This window comes from Actinokineospora bangkokensis, from assembly GCF_001940455.1.
Lineage (GTDB): Bacteria > Actinomycetota > Actinomycetes > Mycobacteriales > Pseudonocardiaceae > Actinokineospora > Actinokineospora bangkokensis.
This window is the reverse complement of sequence record NZ_MKQR01000018.1, coordinates 1-25,233: the sequence shown is the minus strand read 5'-3', so window position 1 is coordinate 25,233 and position 25,233 is coordinate 1. Positions and strand designations below refer to the sequence as shown.

The window sequence follows — 25,233 nt, the reverse complement described above, 5'->3', positions numbered from 1 at the left end:
GGCGCCCGGCGGCCCCGGCGGCCCGGCGGCGGGTCGGGGTCAGGCGGCGGTGGCGGTGCGGGAACCGGTGCCCTGGGCCTCGGGCAGGGCGAGGGTGGCGTCACCGAGGCGGCGGGTGGTGCGCCGCACGGCCACGGCGGGCAGGCCGTCGCGGGTGCCGGGGTGGGTGGTGACGACCCCGGCCGGGGTGTCCAGGCGCAGCACCTCCTCGGGGATGCCGGTGTAATCGGAGACCACGGTGCCGGTGTTTCCGGCCGCGAGGGTGAGCGCGACGCTGCCGGTGATGGCCAGCGCGGGGTGGGTGCGGCCCATGGACAGCATCCGGACCGCCGCGTCGGAGCGCCCGGGCACGCCGGGGCCGACCAGGGCGAGCTTGGGGGTGGCGCGGGCGGCGGCCTCCGGGGTGCTCGCCAGCCCCATGCGCACCGCGGCGGCGCGGCGCAGCCGCTCCAGGCGGTCGAGCAGGTCGGTGTCGGCGTCGAGGTCGGCGGGCGCCTCCAGGCCGGTGAGGCCCAGGGCGGGGGCCGGGACGACGACCACCGGCGCCCCGGCGTCGACGAGGGAGACCCGCACGCCGTGCAGCACGTCGACGGCGTGGCCGGTGGGCAGCAGCGCGCCGGTGGTGCGGCCCGCCGGGTCGACGAACCACAGCCGCACGCCGAGGCCGGGCTGGGCGACCCCGGGGTCGCGGTCCTCGCCCTCCTCGACCAGGCGGCCGCCGGGGGTCGGCACCTCGATCACGATCAACTGGTCGGTGTTGGTGTTGCGCACCCGCACCTCGGTGCGGTCGCCGGTCGGGCGCACCCAGCCCCGGCGCAGCGCGTGCGGGCCGATGACCGCCGAGCAGTTGCCGCAGTTGCTGGTCCAGTCGACCCGCCCGTCGGTGATGCCGACCTGGGCGAAGGTGTACTCGACGTCGACGCCGCGGCGCTGCCCGGGGGAGAGCACGACGGCCTTGCTGGTGGTGGAGGTCGCCCCGCCCACCCCGTCGACCTGGCGCGGGTCCGGGCTGCCGTAGAGGCGCAGCAGCACCTCGTCCAGCGACCGGCCGGGCACGGCCAGCGCCTCGCGGTCGAAGACCCAGCACTTGCTGGTCCCGCCGCGCATCCACGTCGCGGGGATCTCTCGCACAACCACTCCTCCGGGGCGGTGGCCGCCGCCCTCACCGGGTTCGGATGACGGCAACGGTGACCCCGGCGACGCTGTAGCACAATCGCGAGTTTGTGGACTGCCATGAAGCTCTGCTTCACGTTTCATTCGACCAGATGGTGTGTTCAGCAGGGCTGTGACGCGTTGGCCTGGTGTTCTAGGGTGAAGCAGATCCGCACGGATGTGGCTCAGGACGTCATGCGGAGCAGTGGAACGAGTCGACGCGGGAGGCCCCCGGTGCTGGACGTCAGGCGGTTGGCGCTGCTCGCCGCGGTGGTGGACACCGGCTCGATGACCGCGGCGGCCGACCAGCTCGGCTACTCGCCCTCGGCGGTCTCCCAGCAGCTGCGCAGGCTGGAGGTCGAGGCCGGGCAGCCGCTGCTGCACCGCCTGCCCCGGGGCGTGCGCCCCACCGAGGCCGGGGTGGTCCTGGCCGACCACGCCCGGCACGTGCTGCGCAGGCTGCGCGCCGCCGAGGCCGACCTGGCCGAGCTGGCGGGCCTGCGCCGGGGCACGGTGTCGGTCGGCACCTTCCCCACCGCCGCCAGCGCCCTGCTGCCCCGGGTGGTCAGCCGCTTCCGCCGCGAACACCCCGACCTGCGCCTGGACGTGCGCAGCGCCCGCTTCGACGAGCTGATCGCCCTGCTGGAGAGCGGCGTGGTCGGCATCTCCCTGCTCTGGGACTACCAGTGGAGCCGCACCGACCCGGCCGAGTTCGCCCTCACCCCGCTGCTGGAGGACCCCACGGTCCTCATCGTCGCCGCCGACCACCGCCTCGCCCGCCGCCGCCAGACCGCCATGGCCGAGCTCGCCGAGGAGGACTGGGTCGTGCGCGGCCACGACCACCCCGTCGGCGAGGTCCTCGACCGCAGCTGCCGGGCCGCGGGCTTCACCCCCCGCATCGCCTTCGAGGCCAACGACTACCAGGAGGCGCAAGCCATGGTCAGCGTCGGCCTCGGCATCGCCCTCGCCCCCCGCACCGCGGTCCGCAACCCCCACCCCGACGTCCGCGTCCTCACCCTCACCGGCGACGTCCCGGCCCGCCGAATCCTGTTGGCCCACCGCCAGGACCGCCTCCGCGCCCCCGCCGAACTCGCGATGCACCAACTCCTCGTCGAAGGCGCCCGCGACTACCAGACCACCCTCTGACCCCCGCGCTCGCAACCGCGGCGGGCCCACGCCGGGGCGCGGGCCCGCCCGCCGATCAGGCGTCGTGCCAGGTGCCGGTGTTGGTGATGTAGGCGCCGGTGGGGGTGGAGGGGTTGCCGTCCTTGAGGACGTTGAAGCGTTGGGTCGCCTGGTCCCACTTGGCGAAGCAGGGGAAGACCGGGGAGGCGTGCTTGCGGTAGGCGACGACGATCTCGTTGACCGCCTGGGTGGCGCCCGCGCCGAGGATCTTGCTGTGCTGGAGGGCGTTGGTGCGGCGGGCATCGATGTCGACCTCGTCGGCGAGGACCTCCGGGGCGCCCTTGGCGCGCTGCACGCGGCCGGTGATGCCGTAGCGGGCGCGGACCGGGGCGGGCGGGCCCGCGCCGTCGTCGACGAAGATGGTGTGCATGTCGCTGCCTTGGGCCAAGCGGACGCGGGTGAGGTTGTTGCGGTAGCCGCGCAGCACCGGCTCGTCCGGCTCCGCGAGGGTGGAGATGGCGTGGAAGACCTGCGCGTCGGTCTCGCTGGGCACGGGCATGAACACCACGATGGCGTCGCCGTAGTGCTTCAGCTGCTCCAGCACCGTGGGCTTCGACCCGTCCAGCAGGGAGGCGCTGAGGTCGTGCAGGCCCAGCGCGTCCTTGTGGTTGGCGCCGATCTGCCGGGCGGAGAGGCGGTTGGCCGCGTACGCGCCCGCCCACGTCTCCCCGGCCTCCGCCGCCTTCACCCCCGCCCACCACTCCTCGATCTGCTCCCGGCGGGCCGTCCAGGTGGCCCCGTCCCCGCCCAGGGCGGCCAAGCCCTGCAGGCGCAGCCGCCGCTCGACCGCCTGCTGCGCCTCGGCGCGCTCGCGCGCCACCCGCTCGCGCTCGGTGGTCTTCACCGGGTCCTCCCGGTCGTCGAGGTCCCTGCGCAGCTCCGCCTTGCGGTCGGCGGTGAAGTGGAACGACTCGACGTCCTTGAGCATGAGCCACACCTCCCGCAGCTCGGGCAGGCTCAGCTCGCTTTCCGGCGCGCTCCCGTTACCCGGTGGGAGCGCGGCGACCACCGTCGGCGCGCGGGCCGAATCCCGAGCGGACGGACGGGGGCGCCGCCGCAGGGTGGGCGGCGGGGTGTGGAACCCCGCCTAGACCGCGTTGCGGGCCAGGAAGTCGACGATGATCGGGGCGGCGTCGTCGAGGTGGCTCTCCAGAAGGAAGTGGCCGCCGTCGAGCAGGTGGACCTCGGCGTGCGGGGCGTCGCGGAGGAAGGCCTGCGCGCCAGCGGGGGCGAAGATCTCGTCGTGCCTGCCCCAGATCGCGAGGACGGGGACGCGGGTGTCGCGCAGGACCTGGTGCAGGGCGGGGTAGAGCGGCGGGTTGTTGGTGTAGTCCGCGAACAGGCGCAGCTGCACGGCGTCGTTGCCGGGGCGGGACACGGCGGCGTGGTCGTGCAGCCAGGTGTCGGGGCTGATGGCGGTCTGGTCGGGGACGCCGTGGGTGTACTGCCAGCGGATCGCGTCGAGGGACAGCGCGGGGCGCACGCCCGCCTCGGTCTCGGGGGTCTGCTCGCGCCCCCACGCCCACACCGGCGCCCAGAAGTCGTCGGTGAAGCCGTCGTCGTAGGCGTTGCCGTTCTGGCTGATGACGGCGGTGATGGCCGCCGGGTCGGCGATGGCGAGCCGCCACGCGATCGGGGCGCCGTAGTCCTGGGTGTAGACGGCGTAGCGCTCGACGCCGAGGGTGGCCAGCAGGCCCGCGGTCAGGTCCGCGAGCGCGTCGAAGGTGTAGTCGAACTCCTCGACCGGGGGTGCGTCGGACAGGCCGAAGCCCAGGTGGTCGGGGGCGATGACCCGGAAGCGGTCGGCCAGGCGCGGGATGAGGTCGCGGAACATGAACGAGCTGGTCGGGTAGCCGTGCAGCAGCACGATCGCGGGGGCGTCGGGCGCGCCCGCCTCCCGGTAGAACAGCTTGCGCCCCTGCACTGTGGCGTAGCGGTGGTGGACCACGGGTTTCCTCTCGTCGACTGTGGTCCCACCGTATTGGGGTGAGCAACCCAGAAAAATGGAATGCCGGGTACTGTTCTCGGCATGGCGACCGACCGACCCCTGACGGCCAAGGGCCTGGCGACCCGCGCGCGCATCGTCGCGGCCGCCGCCGACCTGGTGTTCCACCGCGGCGCGGCCCAGGTGGCCCTGGCCGACGTCCAAGCGGCGGCCGACGTCTCCGGCTCGCAGCTCTACCACTACTTCACCGACCGCGACGACCTCCTCCGGGCCGTCGCCGTCCACCGCGCCGCGGAACTGGTGGCCAACCAGGGCCCGGTCGACACCCTGCCCGCCCTGCGCGCCTGGGTCGAGGCCAACATCGCCCTCATCGCCGCCGACAACGCCGCGGGCGGCTGCCGCCTCGGCTCCCTCGTCCCCCAACTGGCCGAGACGGACCCCCAGACCCGCGCCACCCTCTCCACCGCCTTCCACGACTGGATCGCCCACCTCGCCGCCGGGCTCACCACCATGACCGCCACCGGCGTCCTCCCGCCCACGGCCGACCCCCACCGGCTCGCCACCCTGCTGGTCGCCGCGCTCGAAGGGGGAATCCTGCTGGCGCAAGCACAACGGGACATCACCCCCATGCGCACGGCCCTGGAGGCGGCCCTCGACCACATCGCCTCCCTGGCCACTTCCCCGTGATCGAGGTGGTGGGGGTCAGGAGGTGGTGCCGAGGATGCCGTTGACGTAGGTGCCGGGGCGGGTGGCGGCGTCCTGGCGGAGGACGGGGGAGCCGTTGGGCCAGGGGGCGGTCAGCTGGGTGGTCTGGCCGGGGGGCGTGGTGACGATGGTGGTGGGGATCCAGGTCTCGGCGGGGCCGTCGGGGACGAGGAAGGTGAGGGAGGCCGAGGCGGCGGAGCCTGGGGGGACCTCGTTGTACTTGACGCCGTTGTCGACGCGGGGGAGGTGGTAGACGGGGCCGTTGGGGTTGTCGGGGCCCTGGAGGTCGACGCCGGGGACGCCGTAGAGGGCGCAGGTGCGCTGGGAGGTGTTGCGGTAGGTCAGGTCCATCGTGAACTGGCCGGGGGAGTCCTGGTCCTCCACGGGGGTGCCGACTTCGAGCTTGAGGGCTGAGGTCGCGCAGCGCGGGGTCTCGGTGGACGCGCCGGTGGTGGTCGCGGCGGTCGTGGCGTTGGCGGACTCGGTGGACGAGGGGGCCGAGGTGGTCCGGGGCGGGCTCTGGGCCTGGCTCTGGGGTGCGGGTGTGGCGGAGTCGGACGGGCCGCAGGCGGCGAGGGTGGCGGCGCCCGCCAGTGCGGCGGTCGCGGTGGCGATGCGCTTGATCATGGGATTCTCCTGTCATCGAGGGGAAAGCGCGGTCCGTGCCTCAGGTGCAGGGACGACTACCGGGTGGCCCGGGTGCAGCCTGGGTGACCCAGGACACATCCTGGTGGCTCACGGCGCGGCGGCAGCGCCACGGCGACATCCGACAGGTCGGAGCGGGGAGGGAGACCCTTACAAGCAGATTACGACATGATCCGAATCATTCCCCTATCTGACTGGCGGCTGCCAGCATCGTGACCGTCCGCCGTACGGGGCGGGCGCGGGGGGATGGGGAGCACGATGACCAGTGGGCAGTTCGGCGTTACGCCAGAGGTGCTCAGCGCGTTCGCCGCTGAGCTGGACCGCACGCACGACGAGGTGGCGGAGGCGCGCAGGCGCGTCGAGGCGGTGAACAGCTTCCAGTGGCACGCCTTCGGGCTGGTGCTGGGGCAGGCGTTCGCAGCGCCCGCGCGGACCGCGATGCAGGCCGCGCAGGACATGCTGCGGCACACGCTGGAGGCGCTGGCCGCCGACGCGGTCGCGCTGCGCGCCACCGCCGAGGACTACCGGCGCACCGAGGGCACCAACGCCGGGTCGATGGGCGCATGACCAAGCCGTTCCAGCCGTGGCTGGGGGTCAACAAGGAGAACCGGCTGCGCGGGGCGGGCATCGCCGACTCCGCCTACAGCATCTACCTCAACATCGACGCGCTGAAGGAGGCCGACGCCCAGGACAAGGGGTTCCTGGGGGCGGCGATCGGGATCGGCGTCGTCGGCGCGGTCGTGGAGCTGGGGTTGACCGCGATCAACCCGTTCGGCGCGGCGATCTCGGCGGGCGTGGGGTGGCTGATCGAGCACATCGGCTTCCTGCAGGACTTCCTCGACCTGGTCACCGGCGACCCCGACGAGGTGCAGCGGCTGATCGCGGAGCTGAACGGGGTCGCCCAGGCGCTGTCGACGACCGGGGAGGGCCTGGCGAAGGCGCTCAACCGCGACGTGGCCGGGTGGACCGGCCCGGCCGCCGAGGCGTTCCAGGCGACGATGAAGGACCGGCTCGCCCTGCTCGACCTGCACGCCAAGGTGACCTCGACCGCGGCGACGATCCTGGCCGCCTGCAACGCGGTGATGGCCGCGGTGCGCACCCTGGTGCGCGACCTGATCTCCGCCGCCATCGGCGACTTCGTCTCGGTGGTGCTCATCGGGCTGGCCACCGCGGAGATCACCTTCGGGGCCTCGCTGGTGGTGGCGCTGGAGTACTGCGTCGTGCACGCGGGCGCGCTGTCGATCAAGCTGCTCTCCAAGCTGACCCAGGCCGTGCAGGCCCTCGTGCGGTCCGCGCAGCGGCTCACCAGCCTGTTCTCGCTGACCAGGGGCGTCGGCAAGCCGGGCGGCAGCGCGGGCGCGCGCCCGGACGTCGTGGGCGCCCCGCCGCCCAACCGGCCGCCCGGCGTCGACGCGCCCCCCGGTGGCGGCACCCGACCCGGCACCGCGGACGGGCAACCGCCGCCGACCAACCCGAGCGGTGTCGACGCCCCCAGCGGCGGCCCCAACCGCCCCGGCTCCCCGGGCGCACCGCCACCGTCGGGTGCGAGCGGTGTTGACGCGCCCGGCGGTGGCCCGGCCAGGCCGGGCAGCGCGGACGGCGCGCCGCCGCCCGCGGGTCCGGGCAGGGTGGACGCCCCCACCGGCGGACCCCCGCGTCCGGCGTCGGCCGGGCCAGGCAGCGGCACGAGCCCCAGCGGCCTCACACCGCCCGGCGGGGGACGCGCGGACGGCGCACCGCCGCCGCCGCAGCGGTCCGACACGGCGCCGACCGGGTTCAGCGGGAACCTGCCCGTGGGGCCGCGCCCGGACGCCGCTCCGGCGCCGCCCCCGCGCACGAACACGGCCCCTGGGGGGCTGGGTGCGCAGCCGCGTCCGCAGCCGTCGTCGTTCGGGCCCCCGCCGCGCAGCGACACCGCCCCGGCGGGTCTGGGTGCGCAGCCGCGCCCGCAGCCGTCGTCGTTCGGACCTCCGCCGCGCAGCGACACCGCTCCGGCCGGGCTCGGCGCGCAGCCGCGCCCCGGTGAACCCGGCGGTGGCCCGCCGCCGCGGGCGAACACCCTGCCCGAGGGCGGAGCTGTCCCGGCCCCGCCGCCGCGGACGAACACCGCGCCTGGTGCTCTGGGTGCGCAGCCGCGCCCGGATGCGGTGCCGAGCGGGCCGCCGCCGCGGACGAACACGGCGCCTGGTGGCTTGGGTGCGCAGCCGCGCCCGGACGCCGCTCCGAGCGGGCCGCCGCCGCGGACGAACACCGCGCCCGGTGGTCTGGGTGCGCAGCCGCGTCCGGATGCCGTCCCCAGTGGACCGCCGCCGCGGACGAACACCGCGCCGGATTCGCTGGGCAGCCCCGGCACCGGGGCGCGGCCCAACGACGGCGCGCAGGCACCCCCGCCTGGTCCACAGCGGACGGACAGCGCGCCTGCCGCGCTCCCCGGCGCGGGTTCCCGCCCGCCGGAGGACGGCGCCGCGGGTGGGCGCCCCACCGAGGACGGAACGCCCGAGGGGCGGCCGACCGGTGAGGCGGGCCCCGGCCGGACCGAGGGCGCGCCGGTGACCTGGGAGCAGGCGCGCCAGGACTACACGAAGGTCGACCAGTGGCTGCGGGAGGGCTCGGGCCCGCAGGTGCTGCGCGAGCGGGCCGCGTGGGTCCAGGAGCGGTTGCGCACCGAGTACCCGCAGGCCTACGCCGCGCTGTCCAGCGGCGGGTACGGCGGGGCGGCCGACCAGTTCGGCAAGGGCCCGATCGAGCTGCTGCGCCAGCTCGGGGAGCTGCAGAAGAAGGCCGAAGAGGCCCGTGAGGACGAGAGGACGCGGCAGCGGTGACCGAGAAGACCGACGTGACCGGGGAGGTGGGGGCCGTGCCGGAGCAGCTGCGGGCGGCCACCGCGTCGGTGCGCGCGCTGGCCGAGGAGGTCGCCGCCGGGCGGGTCCTGCTCGACCCCGAGGCGGGGGACCGGTTGCGCCGGGCCCTGCGCGAGCAGCACGACGACGCCGCCGGGTGGCTGGCGCGGGCCCGGTCGCTGAACCGGCCGGTGCCGCTGGGCGGGCACGAGGTGGGCTGGGCCATGGGGCGCAAGTTCGGCGGCACGGCCGACGGCGCGGACGGGTCCATGGCCGGGGTGCTCACCGACTACCTCGCGGTGGTGTCGGCGGCGCTGGTGGCCGTCGACGCGGCGATCAGGGCGTTCCAGGACAGCGACGAGGGCGCGGCGCGCGCGTTCCGGCGGATCAGCGGGGAGGGGACGTGGTGAGGCGGGGGGAGCCTGCGATCACCGAGGAGGTCAACTGGGCCTCGCGGTCGCACGAGGAGCTGTACCGGGCGGTGCACGACGACACCGACCCGGCCGCGGCGGCGGCGCTGGCGGGCGAGTGGGTCGACCTCGCCGACGCCATCGGCCGCTCGACCAGGCAGTTCGCCGAGGAGGTGCGCGGCACCGAGTCCGGGTGGCAGGGCGAGTCGGCCGACCAGGCCCGGCGGGCGGCGGCGGAGCTGGCCGACTGGGGCCAGGACACCGCGGCCACGGCCTGCGACGTGGCGCGCGGCATCGACGCCCAGGGCGAGCTGGCGGCCAGGGCGCGGGCGCTGATGCCCGAGCCGGTGCTGTTCGACTGGGACGCCACCATCGCGCAGGGGATCGCCGTGGCGGGCCCGGTCGGCTTCTACGCCGCGCTCGCGGACCTGTCCGCCCTGTCCGCGCGGGCCGACCAGGCCCACCAGCAGGCGGTGGAGGTGATGACGTCGCTGGAGGCCGAGTCGCGCGGTGTCGACGCGGCCCTGCCCGCCTTCGACCGGCCACCGGACCGGCTCGGCGCCACCGACGGCGGCGTGAAGCACGCGGTGCTCGTCGAGCCGAGCACGGACCCGGCGTCCGAGCCCGGTCGCACGCTCTCTCCGACGACCCCCACCGAGGCTTCGGCGGTGGGCCCGGGTGGTGCGGTGGCGGAACGACCGGTGGCTGTGGGCGCGCCCGCGGTGCCGACCCGCGTCGGGGCCCCGCCGGGAGGCGCTGCCGCGCAGCCGGGCGGGGGCGGCGGGCCGTCGGGCTCGTTCAGCGGGTCCCTGGGGCTGGGCGGCGACCCCGCGGGCAACCGGGGCACCTCGGCGGCCGCGTTCGGGGCCGGTGACCTCACCGCCGGGGCGGGCCCGGGGTCGATCACCCGCCCCAGCACCGGATCGGCCCCCGGGTCGGCGCCCGCGTTCGACGCGCAGGCCTTCGCCGCCGGGCTCACCGGCGGCGCGGGCCCGAGCGGCGTCGGCCGGTCCGCGGGCGCCCAGTCCTCCGCCGGGACGAGCGCGAGCGGGGTGGCGGGCATCGGCAGCGGGCCCAGTGGGGTCGGCGTACCCGCGACGGGTGGGCTGCCCGCGGGTGGGCTGGGCGGGATCGGTTCGGGCCCCCGCGGGACCGGCGGTCTCGTCGAGCCCGGCGCGGGTGGGCTCGGTGCGGGCGGTGCGGGGATCGGCGGCTCTGGTCGCACGCCTGCTGACCTCAGCGGTATCGGGCGCGGCCCCAGCGGCCTCGGTTCGGGCAAGCCCACCACGGGCCTGCCCGCGACCGGGCGCGCCGGCACGGGGCTGCCCGGCGCTGGGCGATCCGGCGCGGGCCTCGCGGGGGAGCCCGGCGGGGTCGGTGGCGGGTCGGGTCTCGGCCGCTCGGTCGGCGGGCTCGGTGCAGGCGGTGCGGGTTCTGGTGGCGTGGGCGGGCTCGGGGGCCGCGGTGCCGAGGGCGCGCGCGGGTTCGGGCCCACCGGCGAGGGCGCGGGCGCGGGTGCAGGCCGGTACCAGGCGGGCGGCGCGGCGGGCGTCCCCGACGAGCACGCGGGTGGCGCCCGCGGGCAGGGTTCCCGCCAGGTCCCGCCCGGTGGCGCGGGCGGCGCGGCGGGCGGGTCCCGCGAGGGCGCGGAGGACCTGGAGCGCAAGGCACCCTCCTACGTGGAGGGTGAGTCCCTGTTCGACGACGAGGACGACCTGCGGTTGCCGCCCCCGGTCATCGGGGCCTCGTTCAAGAAGCGCGCGACCTGGGAGGCGCAGTGATCGCCACGACCCACCGGCTCGACGAGGCCGAGCTGGACATCACCTGGTCCGCGCTGGGGCTGGGCAGGCTGCCGCACCCGCTCGGCGCCCCCAGCGCGGGCGCGACGATGGCCGAGCGCGCCCGCGTCGCGGAGCGGGTCCGCGACAGCCTCACCGCGCGCGGGCTGTGGTCGGCGCGCGGTGTGGACCCGGAACTGGCGGTCCTGCTGGGCGTGCTGGCCGAGTCCGACCTCGCCGTCGACGTCGTCGGCTACCTCGACCGCCCCTGCCCGGCCACGGGGGCGTCCGGTCTCCTGCGGGCCCGCGGCGCGGTGGCCCGGGGGCAGGGCGTCGTGGGCGTGATGCACCCGGACGGCGCCCTCTCGGTCCTGGGCACGCGCCCCGGGGCCGTCCTCGACGAGGTCGTGGCCCTGCTCCCCGAGGCGCCCGCGGGCCCGGGGCAGGCCCTGTCCGTCCCGGTGGGACAGAGCGGCCGCGAGCCGGACTGGGCGGACGGGTTCGAGCGGGCGCACGGCAAGCGCACCGACGCCGACCGCCTCGCCGAGCTGGTGGACGAGCGGGTCTCCGGTGGCCAGTTCGGCGTCACCGCCGCCCGCACCAGGTTGGCCCCGGTCATCACCTGGTTCGACACCCCGCGCGGCCGCTACCTGGCCATCTCCGACAACGGCTGGCTCAGCGCGGCCCCGGCCGACCCCGCCCGCATCGCCCGCCGCCTCGCCGCGGTGGTGGACTGAGAGGACGACCGTGGAACCCCTCGACCAGCTGCGGGCCCGCGTGGCCGACATCCAGGCCCGCGCCGCCGCGCTCACCGAGCGCGTGCACACCGAGCAGGTGACCGTCGCGTCCCCGGACAGGTCGGTCACCGTCACCGTCGGCATCACCGGCGCCCTGGAGGACATCACCCTCGGCCACCGCGCCTGCGACCTCGGCCCCGCCCGCCTCACCCAGCTGATCAAGCAGACGGTCGGCGCGGCCAGGAGCCAGGCGGCCCACCGGGCGGCCGAGGCCTTCGCCCCCCTGGGCGCCGGGACGGAGGCCATGTCCATCATCACCAAGCACTTCCCGCCGGACCGCGTCCCCGACGCACCCGACCAGACGCTCTACCACGCGGCGGAAGACCCTCCGCCGCTGCGCCAACCGGCGCCCGTGCGCAGGCAACCACCCCCACCGCGCCGCCCCGCCCGTCAGCACCCGGTCGACGACGAGGACGACGTCGACCTCTGGTGACACCGGAGCGGGCGTCAGCCGGTGTGCCACTTCTGGTTGGCCGTGCCCGCGCACTCCCACAGGGCGAGGACGGCGCCGTTGTTGCCGTTCCAGTCCGAGATGTCGACGCACTTGTTGGCCTGGGGGTTGACCAGGTCGCCCGCGCCGCTGAGGACGAACTGCTGGGCGGGGTTGCCGCTGCACGTGGCGATCTGGATGGCGGCGCCGTTGGCCGTGGAGCCCCACGCGACGTCGACGCACATGTTGTTCTGGGTCTTGATGGTGCCGCCGGTGAAGGTCCAGCTCTGGGCGGCGGAGCCGTCGCAACCCCAGGTCTGCAAGCGGGTGCCGTCGGCGTAGCTCTGGTTCGGCACGGTGATGCACTTGCCGTTCCAGTCGCTGATGAGGCGGGTGCCCGAGGACGGGGGCGGGGTGGTGCCGCCGCCGGTGAAGCTGTCCAGGGTGATGCCCGCCGCGCGGGGGCTGCCGTCGTGCACCAGCGACTCGAAGGCGCCGACGTCGTCGAAGGCGAAGGCGTAGGCCTTGCCGTCGAGCATGTTCGCGTGCACCAGCCGGGCGTACTGGTTGGTGGGGTTGCTGCGGTAGAAGGCGCTCGCGTCGGTGCTGGGCTGGGTGTCGACCGTGCCCAGCGTGCCGCGGTTGAGCGCGGCGCACAGGGTGCGCGAGATCGGGCCGACGACCTGGTCGTTCGGCGCGGCCAGGGCGCCGTCGCAACCCCAGACGTTGGCCGAGGACGGCTTGGCGAACGAGGCGACCCGCTGGCCCGCCGCGTTGGTAAAGGTCATCGTGGTGCCCGAGGTGCGGCCGAAGTACTTCAGGTTCGGCTGGTCGCCGAAGGGCACGACGGTCAGCGTCTTGGTGGTGTAGGCGTTCCACGCCGAGGTGATGTACGGGTCGAGGTAGGTGCTGCTGAGCAGCCCGGCGTCGGCCGCCTTGCCGGGGGCCAGCACGCGCAGCACGGTGCCGTCGGAGCGGGTGTACACCGAACCGCCCCAACCCGATTGCGCCTTGATGCCGTTGATGACGCCGTTGCGCCCGCCGGAGACCACCGTGCCGGTGGACTTCACCGCTCCGGAGCCGGGGGTGACGCTCACCGTGTGCGGGATGGCGAACATGTCCACCTGCGAGCTGTTCAACCACAGGCCCGCGTCGTTGTAGGTGAACTCGCTCCAGTCGAACAGGATGTCGCGGTTGGAGTCACCCGCGGCCCAGGGCGCCGGCTGCACGAGCCCGTCCGGGGTCAGGTAGAAGTTCAACTTCTGGCCCATCGAGAAGTACACCCGCCCGGAGATCCCGCGCGGCACCTGGATCGTCTTGCTGGCGCCGCCCGCGGGGCCGGGGATGGAGACGTCGGGCGCGGGGGTCGGCGGGTTGCCGCCCGCGGGCCACGCGGTGAAGGTGCCCGCCGCGTTGACGTAGCCGAGCCTGCCGGTGCTCAGGTTCGTGCCGAGCACGTACAGGTGCACGGCGTCGGCGCGGCCGGTGGAGTTCGTGATGGACAGGGGGAGCAGGGCGGGGCCGACGGCGGCGGCCGGGGTGGCGCCGCCCAGCACCACCACCGACGTGGTCGTCGCGAGCGCGGCGACGAGCGCCGACAGCTTCCTGCGGAGACGCGGCCTTCTACGGGTGCGCAACGGCGACTCCCTTGTTCGGGGTGGGTGTTCCGAGGGGGAATGCGAAAAGCGGTGCACGGGGCGACCATCGTCGACGAACGGTGATTGCACTGTGGCACGCGCCGCGGAGGCCGGTCAATGGTCTAGACGAATTTCAGGCGCTTGGCCGCCCGGGGCGTCGAGCGCGCGCTACCGGCCGCCGAGCCGGGTGGTGACCCGGTCGAACAGCTCCTGCAGCGGCTCGGTGATCTCCCGGCCGAACTCGGTCAGCCCGTAGGTGACCCGCGGCGGGGTGGTGGGCTCGACGCGGCGCCAGAGGAGGTCGTCGTCGATGAGGGCGCGCAGGGTCTGCGACAGCATCTTCTCGCTGATGCCCAGGATGCTCTCGCGCAGCTCGAAGAAGCGCAGGTCCTCCGACTGGAGCCGGACCAGGACCCAGATGCCCCACTTGCTCGTGATGTGGTCGATGACCCCGCGCGCGGGGCAGTCGGCGTGAAAGACGTCATAGCGGTCGCCGGTGCCGCTGCCCGTGAACTGCGCGCCTTCCGCCATGTCGGGAGCTTACCCGGAGGTACGTGCTTACGACGAGTTAGCCGCTTTCCCTAGCGTCGCCGGAGCACAGGGAGAACGAGCGAGGAGCGGGACATGATCGTGGTGACCGGGGCCACCGGGAACGTGGGCGGCGCGTTGACGCGGGTGCTGGCCGGGGCGGGGCAGGACGTGACGGCGGTGTCGCGGCGGCCGGCGGAGGTGCCCGCCGGGGTGCGGCACGTGGCCGCCGACCTCTCCGACCCCGCGCAGGTGGAGCGGGCGCTGGACGGCGCCTCCGCGCTGTTCCTGCTGCTGTCCGGGGACATGCACGCCGGGTCGGCGGGGCCGTCCGAGGTCGTGGCCCGGGCGGTGGCCGGTGGTGTGGGACGGGTGGTGCTGCTGTCGTCGCAGGGGGTGTCGACCAGGCCGCGCGGGACGACGCGGGTGGTCGTGCGGGAGATCGAGGACGCGGTCCGCGGGGCCGGTGCCACGTGGTCGATCCTGCGACCCGGCGGTTTCGCCTCCAACGCGCTCGGGTGGGCGGGGTCGGTGCGCGCGGACAGGGTCGTCGCCGCGCCCTTCGGCGACGTGGGGATCCCGGTGGTCGACCCGCTCGACATCGCGGAGGTCGCGGCGGCGTGCCTGGTGGCGGACAAGCACTCCGGGGCGGTGTACGAGCTGACCGGCCCGGAGGTGATCACCCCCCGGCAGCAGGCGGCTGCCATCGCCGACGCCATCGGGGAGCCGGTCGGCTTCCAGGAGCTGACGAGGGAGCAGGCCAAGGCGTTCATGGTGCGGGCCGTCCCCGCTGACCTGGCCGACGACACCCTGGACATCATCGGCGCGCCGCTGCCCGCGGAGGTGCGCATCAGCCCGGACGTGGAGCACGTGCTGGGCCGCGCGCCCAGGCCGTTCGCGGACTGGGTGGCGCGCAACGTCGCCGCGTTCCGCTGACACGACTGAGCCCCCGCCGCCGCTCCTCCGGCGGTGGGGGCTCCTGCGGGGTGCCGATCAGCTCAGCACCGCGGTGACCTCGGCCTCCACCAGGATGCCGGGCTCGAAGAGGACGTCGACGCCGATGAGGGCCGCGGGCGGTGTGGTGATGTCGAGCTCCTGGCGCGCCTGCTCGATGCCCGCCAGGAAGTCGTCGTACATCTCGCGCTTCCACCCCGCCGCGTACCAGGTGATGCGCACGACGTCGGCGAACGTGGCGCCCGCGGCGGCGAGGGACTTGGCGACCTTGCGGTACACCTGTGCGACCTGGCCCGCCAGGTCGCCGGGGGCCACCAGCTCGCCGTCCCCGTCCCACGCGACTTGGCCCGCGATGTGCACCTGCCTGCTGCCTGTCGCCACCGCGACGTGGTGGTAGACGGGCACGGTGACGTGGCCCTCGGGGTTGATCAACGATACGGCCATGGTGCGGCTCCTGATCCGATTGACTTCAAGCGTGAACTGAAACCAGCATGCCTTGAGTTCACGCTTGAAGTCAACCGTGCTCAGTGTCGACAAGCGGTCAGTGCCAACAGCGGTCAGTACAGTGGGGCGGTGACAGCAGACCCCCCGCCACCGCGCTGGCTCGACCCGGCCGAGAAGGACGCCTGGACCGGTCTGATCTCCCTGGCGCTGCTGATGCCGGGCAGGCTGGAGGCCCCCCTGCACCGCGCGGCGGGCCTGACCCTGTTCGAGTACATGACCCTCAGCCAGATCTCCGAGGCCCCCGCCCGCACCCTGCGCATGAGCGAGCTGGCCTACCTCACCAACGGCTCCCTCTCCCGCCTCTCCAACGTCGTCAAGCGCCTGGAGGCCCGCTCCTGGGTCACCCGGACCCCCGACCCCGCCGACGGCCGCTACACCCTCGCGATCCTCACCGACCTCGGCTTCGAGGTCGTCCAGGCCGCGGCCCCCGTGCACGTCCGGGCCGTCCGCGAGCTCGTCCTCGACCGCCTCACCAAGGCCGACCGCGCCGCCCTCGCCCGCATCGCCGCCAAGCTCGGCACCCTCCCCGCCGACTACGCCGTCGACCAGCGGCACTGACCTCCCTGGCGGCGGGCCGGTCAGGCGGCGTAGCCGCGGGTGGCGATCCAGTCCGCCAGGTTGCCGGTCGAGATCCAGTACCAGCCGACGCCGTGCGAGTCGGCGGAGTCGGCGATCTTGACCTTGTCGCCGTGGTCGTCGAACGCGGTGACGGTGAGGTAGTGGCCGCCCGCGTAGGAGTGGGAGTCGCCGTCGGTGTCGGTGGCGGTGCCCGCGACGTTGACGACCGGGAGGTGGTTGCGCAGGACGCCCTGGACGATGTCGTTCTTGAGGGTCTCGCGCTGCTCGGGGGTGGCCGTGCTGCCGCCGATGAGCTTGACGTCGTAGTAGGTGGTGCCGAGCATCTGGTTGAGTACGCGGCGGGTGTCGTAGGAGGACGCGGTGCCGTCGGTGGTGGTGCCCAGGGCCGAGGCGATCTCGTCCTGGGACTTGATGACGCCCTGCGCGGACAGTGCGACCTGCACCGCCGCCGGGCCGCAGTACCAGCCGTTCTGCTGCCAGTTGGGCTTGTTGTAGTTCTCCCGGTCGCAGCGCTTGCCGCCCTCCTCGCAGTCGAGGCCCGTGGGGTCGGTGTGGTTCACCGGGTCGTTGGCGGCGTAGGCGTAGCGGTTGAGGCCGACGTTGTCCGCACCGTCCACCACGGGGTTCGGCGCGGTGAACCGGCCCAGCTCCGGGTCGTAGTAGCGGGCGTCGAGGTACACCAGGCCCGAGGCGTCGGTGGGTTTGCCGGTGAAGCCGCGGGTGCTCGTGCCGGTGGCCGACAGCACCTCGCCGAAGGGGCGGTAGGCCGAGCGGTGGACCTGCGCCCCGGTGGCGTCGGTCTCGGCCTGCACGGACCCGAGGTGGTCGGTGTGCACCCACCGGCGGGCGCCGCCCTCGGAGCGCGCCACCACCGTCGTGCCGACCCTGACCAGGACGGTGGCGGTGCCGGTGGCCACGTCCACCTCGTAGTCGTCGCCGAAGTAGCGGCGGGTGGCGCCGCCCGTGGTCTGGGCCAGGCGCTCCCCGTCCGCGTCGTAGCTGAACGTCGTGGTGGTGCCCGCCCGGGTCGTGCCAGCCAGGCGGTTGTCGCCGTCCCAGGTCAGGGTGCGGCCCGCGCCCGCGGTCATCGCGCCGACGGCGTTGTAGGCGTAGGTGTGGGGACCCGCCGAGGTGGCCGCGTGCGGCCGGGAGGCGGCGTACCCGTACGCGCCCAGGCGTGAGTTGCCGGTGATGTTCCCCGCGCCGTCGTAGGTGAGGGTCTGGTTGTTCGCCGCCACGCCGTTGGTGGCGCCGGTGAGCCTGCCGGCGTCGTCGTAGGTGTAGGTCCACGAGTCGGCGGGGGTCGGGGCGGTGATCCGGGTGATCTTGCCCCGGGCGTCCCTGGTGTAGGCGAGGTCCTGGATCGTCGTGGCGCCGAGCGCGGTGGAGATGCCGGTCAGCCAGCCGCGCCCCGGGTCGTGCGAGCGCGTCGTGACGGTCCCGTTCGCGTTCTCCAGCCTGGCCAGTTCGCCGTCGGCGGTGTAGCGGGCTGCGGTGACGAAGCCGGGGACCGCCGCGAGCCTGCCCGCGCCGTCGTAGCGCAGCGGGGCGGCGGGCGTGCCGACGGTGGTGCCATCGGGGTACGTCGTCCACAGGGGACGGTCGGCGGGGTCGAACCCGTGCTGGAAGGTGTAAGCCGTCCCGCCGGTCGTGCGGACCCGCTTCACGGCGCGGCCTGCTTGGTCGTAGTCGGTGGTGGAGGTGCCGGACGGGTCGGTGGTGGAGGTGACCTCGCCCGTGTTGTGGAAGCCCGCCCGCTGCTGGTCGTAGGCCCAGGTGACGGTGACGGCGCCCGCCGTGCCCGCCCGGGTGGTCTTGCTCGTCTTGCGGTCGAGGGCGTCGTAGGTGTGCACGGTGCGCTGGCCGAGCGCGTCGACCTGGGCGGTCGAGCGGCCTGCGGCGTCCCACTCGTGGGTGGTCGTGCCCGCGTCCGGGTCGTCGACGCGGGTCTCCCGGCCCAGGGAGTCCGTGGTGTAGGTGATCACCCCGCCCGCGGGGTCGGTGGAGCGGGTCAGGTAGCCCCGCAGGTCGTAGGCGTAGGTGGCGGTGGTGGTGGCGCCACCGATCACCTCCTCGTGCGCGGTGCGCCTGCCCTGCGCGTCGACCCGGTCCACCGACACGTGGCCGCGCTCGTCCGTCGTCGTGGTCGACCACAGGCCGTAGCGCTTGGTCTGCGTGGCCCCGTCCGGCGTGGTGACCTTCGTCAGCCGGTCGATGGCGTCGTAGTCGTTGGTGGTCGCGTAGGTCGTGGGCTTCGGCTGGCCCGCCACCCAGTAGTACTTGGCCGTCGTGGCCGCGATCTGCCCGCGGGGGTTGTAGGTGGTGTCCTCGTGGATGTCCCCGGTGGCGGCGTCGGGACCCTTCTCCACGGTGCGCCACGGTCGCTGGAGGCCGTCGAGGTAGCGCTTGGTCCACCGCGGGGTGCCCGTGCCGTCGGCGGCGGGTTCCTCCACGCGTTCGTGCTGGGAGGCGGGGTTGCCGACGTCCACCCAGCTGTGCGCCTCGAACTCGCCGCCGGGGGAGTCCTTGCGCGCCAGCCTGCACAGGGCGTCGTAGGTCATCGTCGTCGCCTGGCCGTTGACGTCGGTGACCCTCGTGGGCAGGCCGCACACCGCGTCCCACTCCGCGGTCACCTGCTGGGAGAGCGCGTTGGTCTCCGCGACCTGGTACTGGTGGTGGGCCGGGTCGTAGGCCATGGCCGTGCGGGCGCCGAGCGGGTTGACCCGCGCGGTGAGGTTGCCCCACGCGTCGTGCTCCTGGGTCTGCTCGACGAAGGAGTCCGAGGTGGACAGCCAGTCGCCGGTCTTGGTCTCCAGCCCCTTGGTTGGTGCCTGGTCCCACGTCGTCGCGCCGTCGTAGTGGTGCCGCTTCTCGGTGAGCTTGGCACCCGAGGGGCCGACGCCCGCGCGCACGGTCTCGACGGCGGGCTTGCCCACGATGTATGCGGCGGTGTTCGGCACAAAGGTCCGCACGGTGGTGCGCTCGTCCCCGGTGACCTCCTCGTCGCCGTGCTCGACCTCCTGGGTCACCTCGCCGTGGGCGTTGTACTGCCTGCTGGTGTGCTTGCGCTTGCAGTCCGCGCCGGGGCAGGCAGTCGCGGCGCCGGTGTAGGCGGTCTCCCACGTGCCGGTGAGCAGCGCCGTGCGGGGGATCGTCGCGCCGTTGGTGGTGAACTCGAAGTCCTGGGAGCTGAGCAGCGCGCCCGCGCCCGTGCGCCACTCCACCCGCTCCGGCTCGGCGATGGCGGCGAGGTCCTGCCGGTACCGGGTCTCGGTGTACGGGCAGGCCGTCTCACCCGCCGTGCACGGCAGGGTCTCGCGCTGCGCGCGGTGGCCGAGGAACACCCGCTCCGACCAGTCGTACGCACCGCCGGAGTAGGCGAACCGCGTGGTCGCGTCCGTGCCGCGGCCGTCGCCCTCGGTCACGGCCGTGGCGGACTGGGTGATCGGCGGGTTGTTCGAGTTGGCCCACGCTGACGAGGGCGTGTAGGCCACGGAGGTGGTGGCGCCCCACTCGCCGGTCCTGGAGGTGAGCAGGTCGGGGGTGGACCCCCCGATGCTCCACACCCGCCGCCCGCGGTTCCACCCCGAGGTGTAGAGCTCCACCATCTCGACCATGCCGTCGCCGTTGACGTCCATCGGGAGGAAGTCGCTGCCGCAGGACCCCTTGCTGCAGGAGAAGCTGCCCATGCCCGTGTCGCTCGTGCCCAGGGTGAACCCGGTGCTGGTCGACACCCACGTGCGCCGCTGCGCCGACGCGCTGAAGCAGCAGGGGTAGACCTCCACCAAGTCGACCCGGTGATCGCCGTTGACGTCGACGGCCAGGTGCCGGGAGGTGGTGCCCGCGGGCATGCTGGTGTCCGTCCCGCCGAGCACGAAGGAGAAGCCGGTCGACAGCCACGTCCGGCGGGTGTAGGTGAGACCCGAGGGCAGCAGTTCCACCAGGTCGGTCTTGTGATCGGCGTTGACGTCGAGGGTGAGGAACCGGCTGCCGCTGCCGTCCGCGGTGGGCGTGCTCCACCCCATCGCCGTGTCGGTCGCGCCCGAGGTGAACCCGGTGCCGTTGGACAGCCACAGGTGCCGCCCGCCCGCGCCGAAGCCCGCCGAGTAGACCTCCAGCAGGTCGGTGCGGCCGTCGCCGTCGGCGTCGAGCGGGAGGAACTGCCGGTCCACGTCGTAGGGGATGCCCGCCTCGTCGGCGCCGAGGGTGAAGCCGCTGCCGTCGGAGAGCCAGGTCGCGCGGCAGTAGTTCAGCGGGTAGAAGCCGCAGGAGTACAGCTCCAGCACGTCGGTGCGGCCGTCGCCGTTGACGTCGACGTCGAGGAAGCGGGAATTCTTGTTGAACGGGCCCTTCGAGTAGCCGACCGCGCCCGCCGTGAAGCCGGTGCCGGTGGACACCCACACCCGCCTGCCCCAGCTCGTGCCGTACGGGAACAGCTCGATGAGGTCGGCCTTGCCGTCGCCGGTGACGTCGCCGTCGAGGAAGCGGGTGTCGGCGTTGTAGGCCAGGTCGGTCGCGGTCGAGGCCAGGGTGAAGCCGCTGCCGGTGGACAGCCACGTCTTCCGCTCGTAGGACCAGCCGGGGTAGAGCTCCAGCATGTCGGTCCTGCCGTCGCCGTTGACGTCCAGGGAGAGGTACTTGGCGCCGGTGTGCGAGGGCATGGTGGTGTCGTTGCCGGTGGCGGTGAAGCCGGGTGTGCCCGCCTGGTAGGTGGCGGTGGTGGCGGGCAGCGCCGTGCCGCCGGTGACCGTGCCGGACGCGTCGAGGGTGGCGTCGCGGCCGAACTGGCGGACGGCGGTGAGCAGCGAGCGGGACGTGCTCGCGCTGGTGGTGTAGCTGAGCTGGTAGGAGCGCAGGCGGGCACCGTCGACGGTGACGTCGATGGTCTTGACCCGGCCGAGCGCGGTGGTCAGCGCGCCGTTGCCGATGGCCTCCTGGTCCGGGTCGGGCCGCGGCTCGTAGTGCAGCGTGATCGCGGTGCCGTTGTAGGCGATGGAGTCGAGGTGGTCCCAGCAGCAGCCGAACCGGTTGCTGCCCCAGGTGTAGGTGGTGGTGTTGCCCGAGGTGTCGACGACCTGGCTGACGCCCCACCGGTGCACCAGGTCCGGGCCCGCGAGCAGCACGGGCGCGTAGACGCGCTTCGAGCCGTCCTTGGCGGTGACGGTCCACCGGCTCGCCGCGCCGGTGCCGGTCAGGGCGAACCGCGCGTAGCTCTCGTTCTCGGTCGAGTGCGTGCCGCCCGCCGCGCAGCTGGGGCTGGCGCTGCCCGGCGCGCAGGCGACGAGTTCCTGGCCGTCGACGGTGAAGGTGTCGGTCCCGTCGTACCGGGGCGCGCCCTGCCTGGCGCCCACGCGGGTGATGCGGCTCGCGCCGGACAGCGTCCAACCCATGCCGACCCAGCTGTTCCCCGCCGAGGAGTCGTAGTCCAGCGACAGCACCGGCGCCACGTCGTGCCAGGGCGGCACGGAGATCGCGATCCGGTCCTGGAAGGACCCGCGCCCGCCCACGTCCCAGGTGCGTTCGGGCACCTGGGGCTCGGGCGTCTTGCCGACCTCCGACAGCGGTGTGCGGCTGTCCTCCTCCGGCGCGGCGGCGGGCGCCGCCGACACCGGCACGATCGCCCCGGCGCACAGCGCGACCGCCACCAGGGCCGCCCCGACCGCCCTGCCCGCCCGACCCACCCTGCCCGCCCTGCCCGCCCGACCCACCCCGACCGACCCCATGGCCCCGCCTCGGTTCGATGTGCCTGGTTGACCAGGGGAAACGCCCAGGTCAGGGCGGGTCCAGGGGGGATGTTAAGACCGCCGCCGAGGGGCGCGGAAGCTCGTTCACCGCAATGGCCGCGTCCTCGACAACGATTTGCGTACACATCTGTTCGCAGAGGTTGCGCGCCGGTGTCCGCGCTGTTTCGCGGGCGGGGTCCTCAGCCGGGTCGGAAGAAGGCGAGCATGCGCTGGGCGGCGCCGGGGGCCGAGAGCAGCTCCTGGAAGCGGGCCGACTGGTGGGCGGCCTCGGCGGTGCGGGCGAACATCTCCCGCTCGTACCGCTCGACGGCGGTGGCCGGGTCGGCGGCGATCGCCCCGGCCAGTTCGGCGCCGTCGAGCAGGGCCATGTTGGCGCCCTCGCCCACGGGGGGCATGAGGTGGGCGGCGTCCCCGATGAGGGTGGTGTCCGGATGGGACGGCCAGGTCAGGCCCGGGGGGAGGGTGTGGACCTGGCGGGGGACGACCTCGTCGTCGCAGGCCTGGATGAGGGCGTGGAACTGGGGGTGCCAGTCGGCGAACAGGTCGACGAGGCGGGACTTGGCGGCGGTGGGGTCGTCGAAGGGGATGCCGCTGGTGGTGATCCAGTCCTCGTCGGTGCGGTAGAAGCTGGCGTAGACGCGCACGCGGCCACTGGCGTTGCGCTGCGCGCCGATGCTCTGGCCGTCCCCGAGGACCCAGTAGTTGCCGCGGCCGAGGGCGGCGGCGAGGTCGGGGTGGGTGGTGTCGACGTCGGGGATGCCGAGTTCGACGATGGTCTGGCCGGTGTGGGTGGGGCGGGCGTCGGTGAGCAGGGGGCGGATGCGCGACTGCGCGCCGTCGGCGCCGACGAGCAGGTCGTAGCGGGCAGTGGTGCCATCGGTGAAGCGCAGGGTGCCGCCTTCTGCGGAGGCGACGGCGCGGCCCCAGTGGACGGTGTGCCTGGGGAGGGAGTCCAGCAGGAGGTCGCGCAGGTCGGCCCGGTCGACCTCCGGGCGCAGGAAAGGGGCGTCGTCGGGGGTGTCCTCCTGCAACAGGAGGGTGCCGTCCGGGTCGAGCAGGCGCATGTCCTGCCCCGCGGTGCGGGCGATCGACCGGAACCCGTCGGTGAGGCCCGCGGCGTCCAGGGCGCGTTGCCCGGAGTGGATGTCGAGCATGCCGCCTTGGCCGCGGGCGCCGCGCGACGGCTCGCGCTCGTAGACGGCGGCACCGATGCCGTGGACGTGCAGGACGCGGGCCAGTGCCAGCCCGCCCAGGCCCGCGCCGACGATGGCGATCTCCACGGCGACCCCGCTTCCCCGATCAGTCGATACGCTGTATTGGTCAATACACTGTATCAGTCGATTCGTCGTATCGCGCACCCCGCTGTACCGTCTGCGGCATGGTGGTGTGGGAGCGCCCGGAGCCGCCGGACCGCCCGGTGCCCGCCCCGCTGAGCCGCGAGCGCATCGTCGGCGCGGCGATCCGGCTGGCCGACGCGGACGGCCTCGACGCGGTGTCCCTGCGCAAGGTCGCCGCCGTCCTCGACGTCGGCCCCATGCGCCTCTACGGCTACATCGCCACCAAGGACGAACTCCTCGACCTCATGCTCGACGCCGTCCACGCCGAGGTCCGCCCCTCCGGCGACGGCTGGCGCGAGGTCCTGCGCTCCCTGGCCGCCGCCACCCGCCGCGCCGCCCACCGCCACGACTGGCTCACCGACCTGCTCGGCGGGCGCCCCCACCTCGGCCCCAACACCCTCACCACCGGCGACGCCGTCCTCACCGCCCTGGCCGACCTCCCCCTGGACCTCGTCGTCCCCGCCGTCGCCGCCGTCAACGCCTACGTCATCGGCGCCGTCCGCAAGGAGACCGCCGAGCGCCGCGCGGAGCGCTCGTCCGGGATGGACAAGGGCGAGTGGCAGGTGGCCCACGGCCCCTACCTGCTCAGGCAGTTCGCGGAGGGCAAGTACCCCGCCCTGTCCAGGGTCGTCCACGACGGCCCCCACCTCACCCCCGACGAGACCTTCGACGCGGGCCTCGACTTCCTCCTCGACGGCATCGCCGCCCGCATCCCCCGCTGACCCCCGCTGACCCCGCGTCCAGAGGACGTCCAGAGGGGGGCCACTGGGGGTTGGGAGGGTCGGGGTCCGGCTGCGAGGGCGCCGGGGGAGTGGAGGATGTCGCATGGGCGTGCGGAGGGGTTGGGGCGGGGTGATCACCGCGTTGGCCGCGGTGTTCGGGGTGGTGGGGCTGGTCAGCCCGGCCTCCGCGGCGGCGGGGCCGAGCGCCGAGCAGCTGTTCGCCGCAGCGGACCGGGTGGTGCACCTGCGGGCCTCGGCGGCGGATCGGGCGTTGCTGGCGTCGGTGCCCGAGGTCGCGGACAAGGTGGTGGACCCGGCCCGGACCAAGGTCGAGTTCGACCGGGGGCAGCCCGCCAAGGCGGCGCTCGCAGGCGGTGCCGGGACCGCGGCGAAGACCGGGGTCGGGGCGCAGGCCTCGGAGTACAACTGGGCGTACGTGAAGGTGACGTACTACTCGACCACCGGGTTCCAGGTGTACACGTGGCGGCAGTACGTGGAGTGGTACTACGACTACGTGGTCGTCACCGGGTGGAAGAACCGGCTGGACTTCATCGACTACAACGACGGCACGGCCAACTTCTCGCCCGGGTTCTACACCAACTACGCCGACCGGCCGGGTGGGCGGTCCGCGGTGTCGGTGATGCAGAAGGCCGTGCAGCACTGCTGGATCCAGTACGGGTGCTGGGGCTGGAGCTACCCGCGCACGCAGATCAACACGTTCTACAACGGCACCGCGACCTGGTCGTCGTTCGTCTGATGGGGGGAGCACGCGTGATCAGGTCGGTGAAGCGGGTCGCGGTGGCGCTGGTGGCCGCGGCGGCGGGTGTGGTCGGGCTGGCGGCGCCCGCGTCGGCGACGTGGACGGACTCGGCGGGGCCGGGGCTGCCGCCGGCTGGGCAGTACTCCAACCACGTGGTGTGCACGCAGGCCCGCGGGGTCAACGGCACCTGGGGCCGGTGGAAGTGCGGGCAGCACACCGAGACCGGGTGGGACCAGAGCGTGGACCCCATGGTCTACGGGCAGGGCGGCAAGGTGCGCGGGCTGCGGTTCAAGCAGTGGGGCCTGCCCCTGCTGTGCGTGGACGCGCTGGTCGGCGGGCTCGGGTGGCGCGGGGCGCAGTGCGGCGGGGAGAACCAGGTGTTCGAGGTGGGCAGCCCGGACAACTCCCACTACGTCAACGGGTTGAGCATCGCCAACTACCACCCGTCGGACGTGATCTCGTTCGAGGCGACCCGGTACGACGGGTACCAGGTCGAGCACACGCTGATCGGCCCGGAGTCGTGGTACCTGTTCGACCTCGGCGGTCCGCTGAAGGGCTTCTGGATCCTGTGAGGCCCGCCC

Annotated in this window: 22 protein-coding genes; 13 read left to right on the top strand and 9 right to left on the bottom strand. The window is 74.1% G+C overall.

Annotated features, from left to right (window positions below):
• Positions 1-39 precede the first annotated feature (39 nt).
• The gene (locus tag BJP25_RS18495; protein WP_075976235.1) at positions 40-1,131 is read right to left on the bottom strand and encodes a PrpF domain-containing protein; all 1,092 of its coding nucleotides are present in this window, start codon (positions 1,129-1,131) and stop codon (positions 40-42) included.
• Positions 1,132-1,386: 255 nt separating this feature from the next.
• Here BJP25_RS18495 and BJP25_RS18490 point away from each other — a divergent pair, with 255 nt between their 5' ends.
• Positions 1,387-2,298 carry a LysR family transcriptional regulator gene (locus BJP25_RS18490; protein WP_075976234.1) on the top strand — a complete coding sequence of 304 codons (912 nt, stop codon included), beginning with the start codon at positions 1,387-1,389 and terminating at the stop codon, positions 2,296-2,298.
• A gap of 55 nt (positions 2,299-2,353) precedes the next feature.
• Here the strand turns inward: BJP25_RS18490 and BJP25_RS36270 are convergent, their stop codons facing one another.
• Positions 2,354-3,265: a hypothetical protein gene (locus BJP25_RS36270; RefSeq protein ID WP_075976233.1), complete on the bottom strand. Its 912-nt coding sequence runs from the start codon at positions 3,263-3,265 to the stop codon at positions 2,354-2,356.
• A 159-nt stretch (positions 3,266-3,424) separates the two neighbouring features.
• On the bottom strand, positions 3,425-4,285 hold the full coding sequence (locus tag BJP25_RS18480; protein ID WP_075976232.1) for an alpha/beta fold hydrolase: 861 nt from the start codon (positions 4,283-4,285) through the stop codon (positions 3,425-3,427).
• Positions 4,286-4,366: 81 nt separating this feature from the next.
• On the opposite strand from BJP25_RS18480, the gene BJP25_RS18475 reads away from it, so the two are divergent.
• A complete protein-coding gene (locus tag BJP25_RS18475; RefSeq protein ID WP_075976231.1) occupies positions 4,367-4,969 on the top strand; it encodes a TetR/AcrR family transcriptional regulator in 603 nt (200 codons plus the stop codon).
• 15 nt (positions 4,970-4,984) lie between these two features.
• On the opposite strand, the gene BJP25_RS18470 is transcribed toward BJP25_RS18475, so the two are convergent.
• The gene (locus BJP25_RS18470) at positions 4,985-5,614 is read right to left on the bottom strand and encodes a DUF4232 domain-containing protein (protein WP_075976230.1); all 630 of its coding nucleotides are present in this window, start codon (positions 5,612-5,614) and stop codon (positions 4,985-4,987) included.
• Between the two features lie 276 nt (positions 5,615-5,890).
• Here BJP25_RS18470 and BJP25_RS18465 point away from each other — a divergent pair, with 276 nt between their 5' ends.
• From BJP25_RS18465 to BJP25_RS18440, 6 genes are read left to right on the top strand one after another with little or no spacing between them, the layout of a single operon-like run.
• Positions 5,891-6,199 carry a type VII secretion target gene (locus tag BJP25_RS18465; RefSeq protein WP_158075678.1) on the top strand — a complete coding sequence of 103 codons (309 nt, stop codon included), beginning with the start codon at positions 5,891-5,893 and terminating at the stop codon, positions 6,197-6,199.
• On the top strand, positions 6,196-8,454 hold the full coding sequence (locus BJP25_RS18460) for a WXG100 family type VII secretion target (RefSeq protein ID WP_075976228.1): 2,259 nt from the start codon (positions 6,196-6,198) through the stop codon (positions 8,452-8,454). Before BJP25_RS18465 ends, BJP25_RS18460 begins: the two co-directional genes overlap by 4 nt.
• The gene (locus BJP25_RS18455; protein ID WP_075976227.1) at positions 8,451-8,882 is read left to right on the top strand and encodes a hypothetical protein; all 432 of its coding nucleotides are present in this window, start codon (positions 8,451-8,453) and stop codon (positions 8,880-8,882) included. The genes BJP25_RS18460 and BJP25_RS18455 overlap by 4 nt, the downstream gene beginning before the upstream one ends.
• The gene (locus BJP25_RS36265; RefSeq protein ID WP_075976226.1) at positions 8,876-10,663 is read left to right on the top strand and encodes a PPE domain-containing protein; all 1,788 of its coding nucleotides are present in this window, start codon (positions 8,876-8,878) and stop codon (positions 10,661-10,663) included. Before BJP25_RS18455 ends, BJP25_RS36265 begins: the two co-directional genes overlap by 7 nt.
• The gene (locus BJP25_RS18445) at positions 10,660-11,397 is read left to right on the top strand and encodes an ESX secretion-associated protein EspG (protein ID WP_075976225.1); all 738 of its coding nucleotides are present in this window, start codon (positions 10,660-10,662) and stop codon (positions 11,395-11,397) included. Before BJP25_RS36265 ends, BJP25_RS18445 begins: the two co-directional genes overlap by 4 nt.
• A 10-nt stretch (positions 11,398-11,407) precedes the next feature.
• A complete protein-coding gene (locus BJP25_RS18440; protein ID WP_075976224.1) occupies positions 11,408-11,890 on the top strand; it encodes a YbaB/EbfC family nucleoid-associated protein in 483 nt (160 codons plus the stop codon).
• Positions 11,891-11,904: 14 nt separating this feature from the next.
• On the opposite strand, the gene BJP25_RS18435 is transcribed toward BJP25_RS18440, so the two are convergent.
• Both BJP25_RS18435 and BJP25_RS18430 read right to left on the bottom strand, forming a co-directional pair.
• On the bottom strand, positions 11,905-13,524 hold the full coding sequence (locus BJP25_RS18435) for a glycoside hydrolase family 64 protein (protein ID WP_075976223.1): 1,620 nt from the start codon (positions 13,522-13,524) through the stop codon (positions 11,905-11,907).
• 168 nt (positions 13,525-13,692) lie between these two features.
• The gene (locus BJP25_RS18430; RefSeq protein WP_075976222.1) at positions 13,693-14,055 is read right to left on the bottom strand and encodes a winged helix-turn-helix transcriptional regulator; all 363 of its coding nucleotides are present in this window, start codon (positions 14,053-14,055) and stop codon (positions 13,693-13,695) included.
• Positions 14,056-14,148: 93 nt separating this feature from the next.
• Here BJP25_RS18430 and BJP25_RS18425 point away from each other — a divergent pair, with 93 nt between their 5' ends.
• Positions 14,149-14,988 carry an SDR family oxidoreductase gene (locus tag BJP25_RS18425; RefSeq protein WP_075976221.1) on the top strand — a complete coding sequence of 280 codons (840 nt, stop codon included), beginning with the start codon at positions 14,149-14,151 and terminating at the stop codon, positions 14,986-14,988.
• Between the two features lie 57 nt (positions 14,989-15,045).
• Here the strand turns inward: BJP25_RS18425 and BJP25_RS18420 are convergent, their stop codons facing one another.
• Positions 15,046-15,450, bottom strand: a complete 405-nt coding sequence (locus BJP25_RS18420; protein ID WP_075976220.1) for a RidA family protein — start codon at positions 15,448-15,450, stop codon at positions 15,046-15,048.
• 129 nt (positions 15,451-15,579) lie between these two features.
• Between BJP25_RS18420 and BJP25_RS18415 the strand changes: the two genes are divergently transcribed.
• Positions 15,580-16,068, top strand: a complete 489-nt coding sequence (locus BJP25_RS18415) for a MarR family winged helix-turn-helix transcriptional regulator (protein WP_075976219.1) — start codon at positions 15,580-15,582, stop codon at positions 16,066-16,068.
• 20 nt (positions 16,069-16,088) lie between these two features.
• On the opposite strand, the gene BJP25_RS18410 is transcribed toward BJP25_RS18415, so the two are convergent.
• A complete protein-coding gene (locus tag BJP25_RS18410; protein WP_075976218.1) occupies positions 16,089-21,812 on the bottom strand; it encodes an RHS repeat-associated core domain-containing protein in 5,724 nt (1,907 codons plus the stop codon).
• Between the two features lie 200 nt (positions 21,813-22,012).
• On the bottom strand, positions 22,013-23,113 hold the full coding sequence (locus BJP25_RS18405) for an FAD-dependent oxidoreductase (RefSeq protein WP_075976217.1): 1,101 nt from the start codon (positions 23,111-23,113) through the stop codon (positions 22,013-22,015).
• Between the two features lie 98 nt (positions 23,114-23,211).
• Here BJP25_RS18405 and BJP25_RS18400 point away from each other — a divergent pair, with 98 nt between their 5' ends.
• The 3 genes from BJP25_RS18400 (at position 23,212) to BJP25_RS18390 (ending at position 25,224) form a co-directional block, all read left to right on the top strand.
• On the top strand, positions 23,212-23,892 hold the full coding sequence (locus BJP25_RS18400; protein WP_075976216.1) for a TetR/AcrR family transcriptional regulator: 681 nt from the start codon (positions 23,212-23,214) through the stop codon (positions 23,890-23,892).
• Positions 23,893-23,995: 103 nt separating this feature from the next.
• Positions 23,996-24,649 carry a hypothetical protein gene (locus BJP25_RS18395; RefSeq protein WP_143219167.1) on the top strand — a complete coding sequence of 218 codons (654 nt, stop codon included), beginning with the start codon at positions 23,996-23,998 and terminating at the stop codon, positions 24,647-24,649.
• Between the two features lie 14 nt (positions 24,650-24,663).
• Positions 24,664-25,224: a hypothetical protein gene (locus BJP25_RS18390; protein WP_075976214.1), complete on the top strand. Its 561-nt coding sequence runs from the start codon at positions 24,664-24,666 to the stop codon at positions 25,222-25,224.
• Positions 25,225-25,233: the final 9 nt, after the last annotated feature.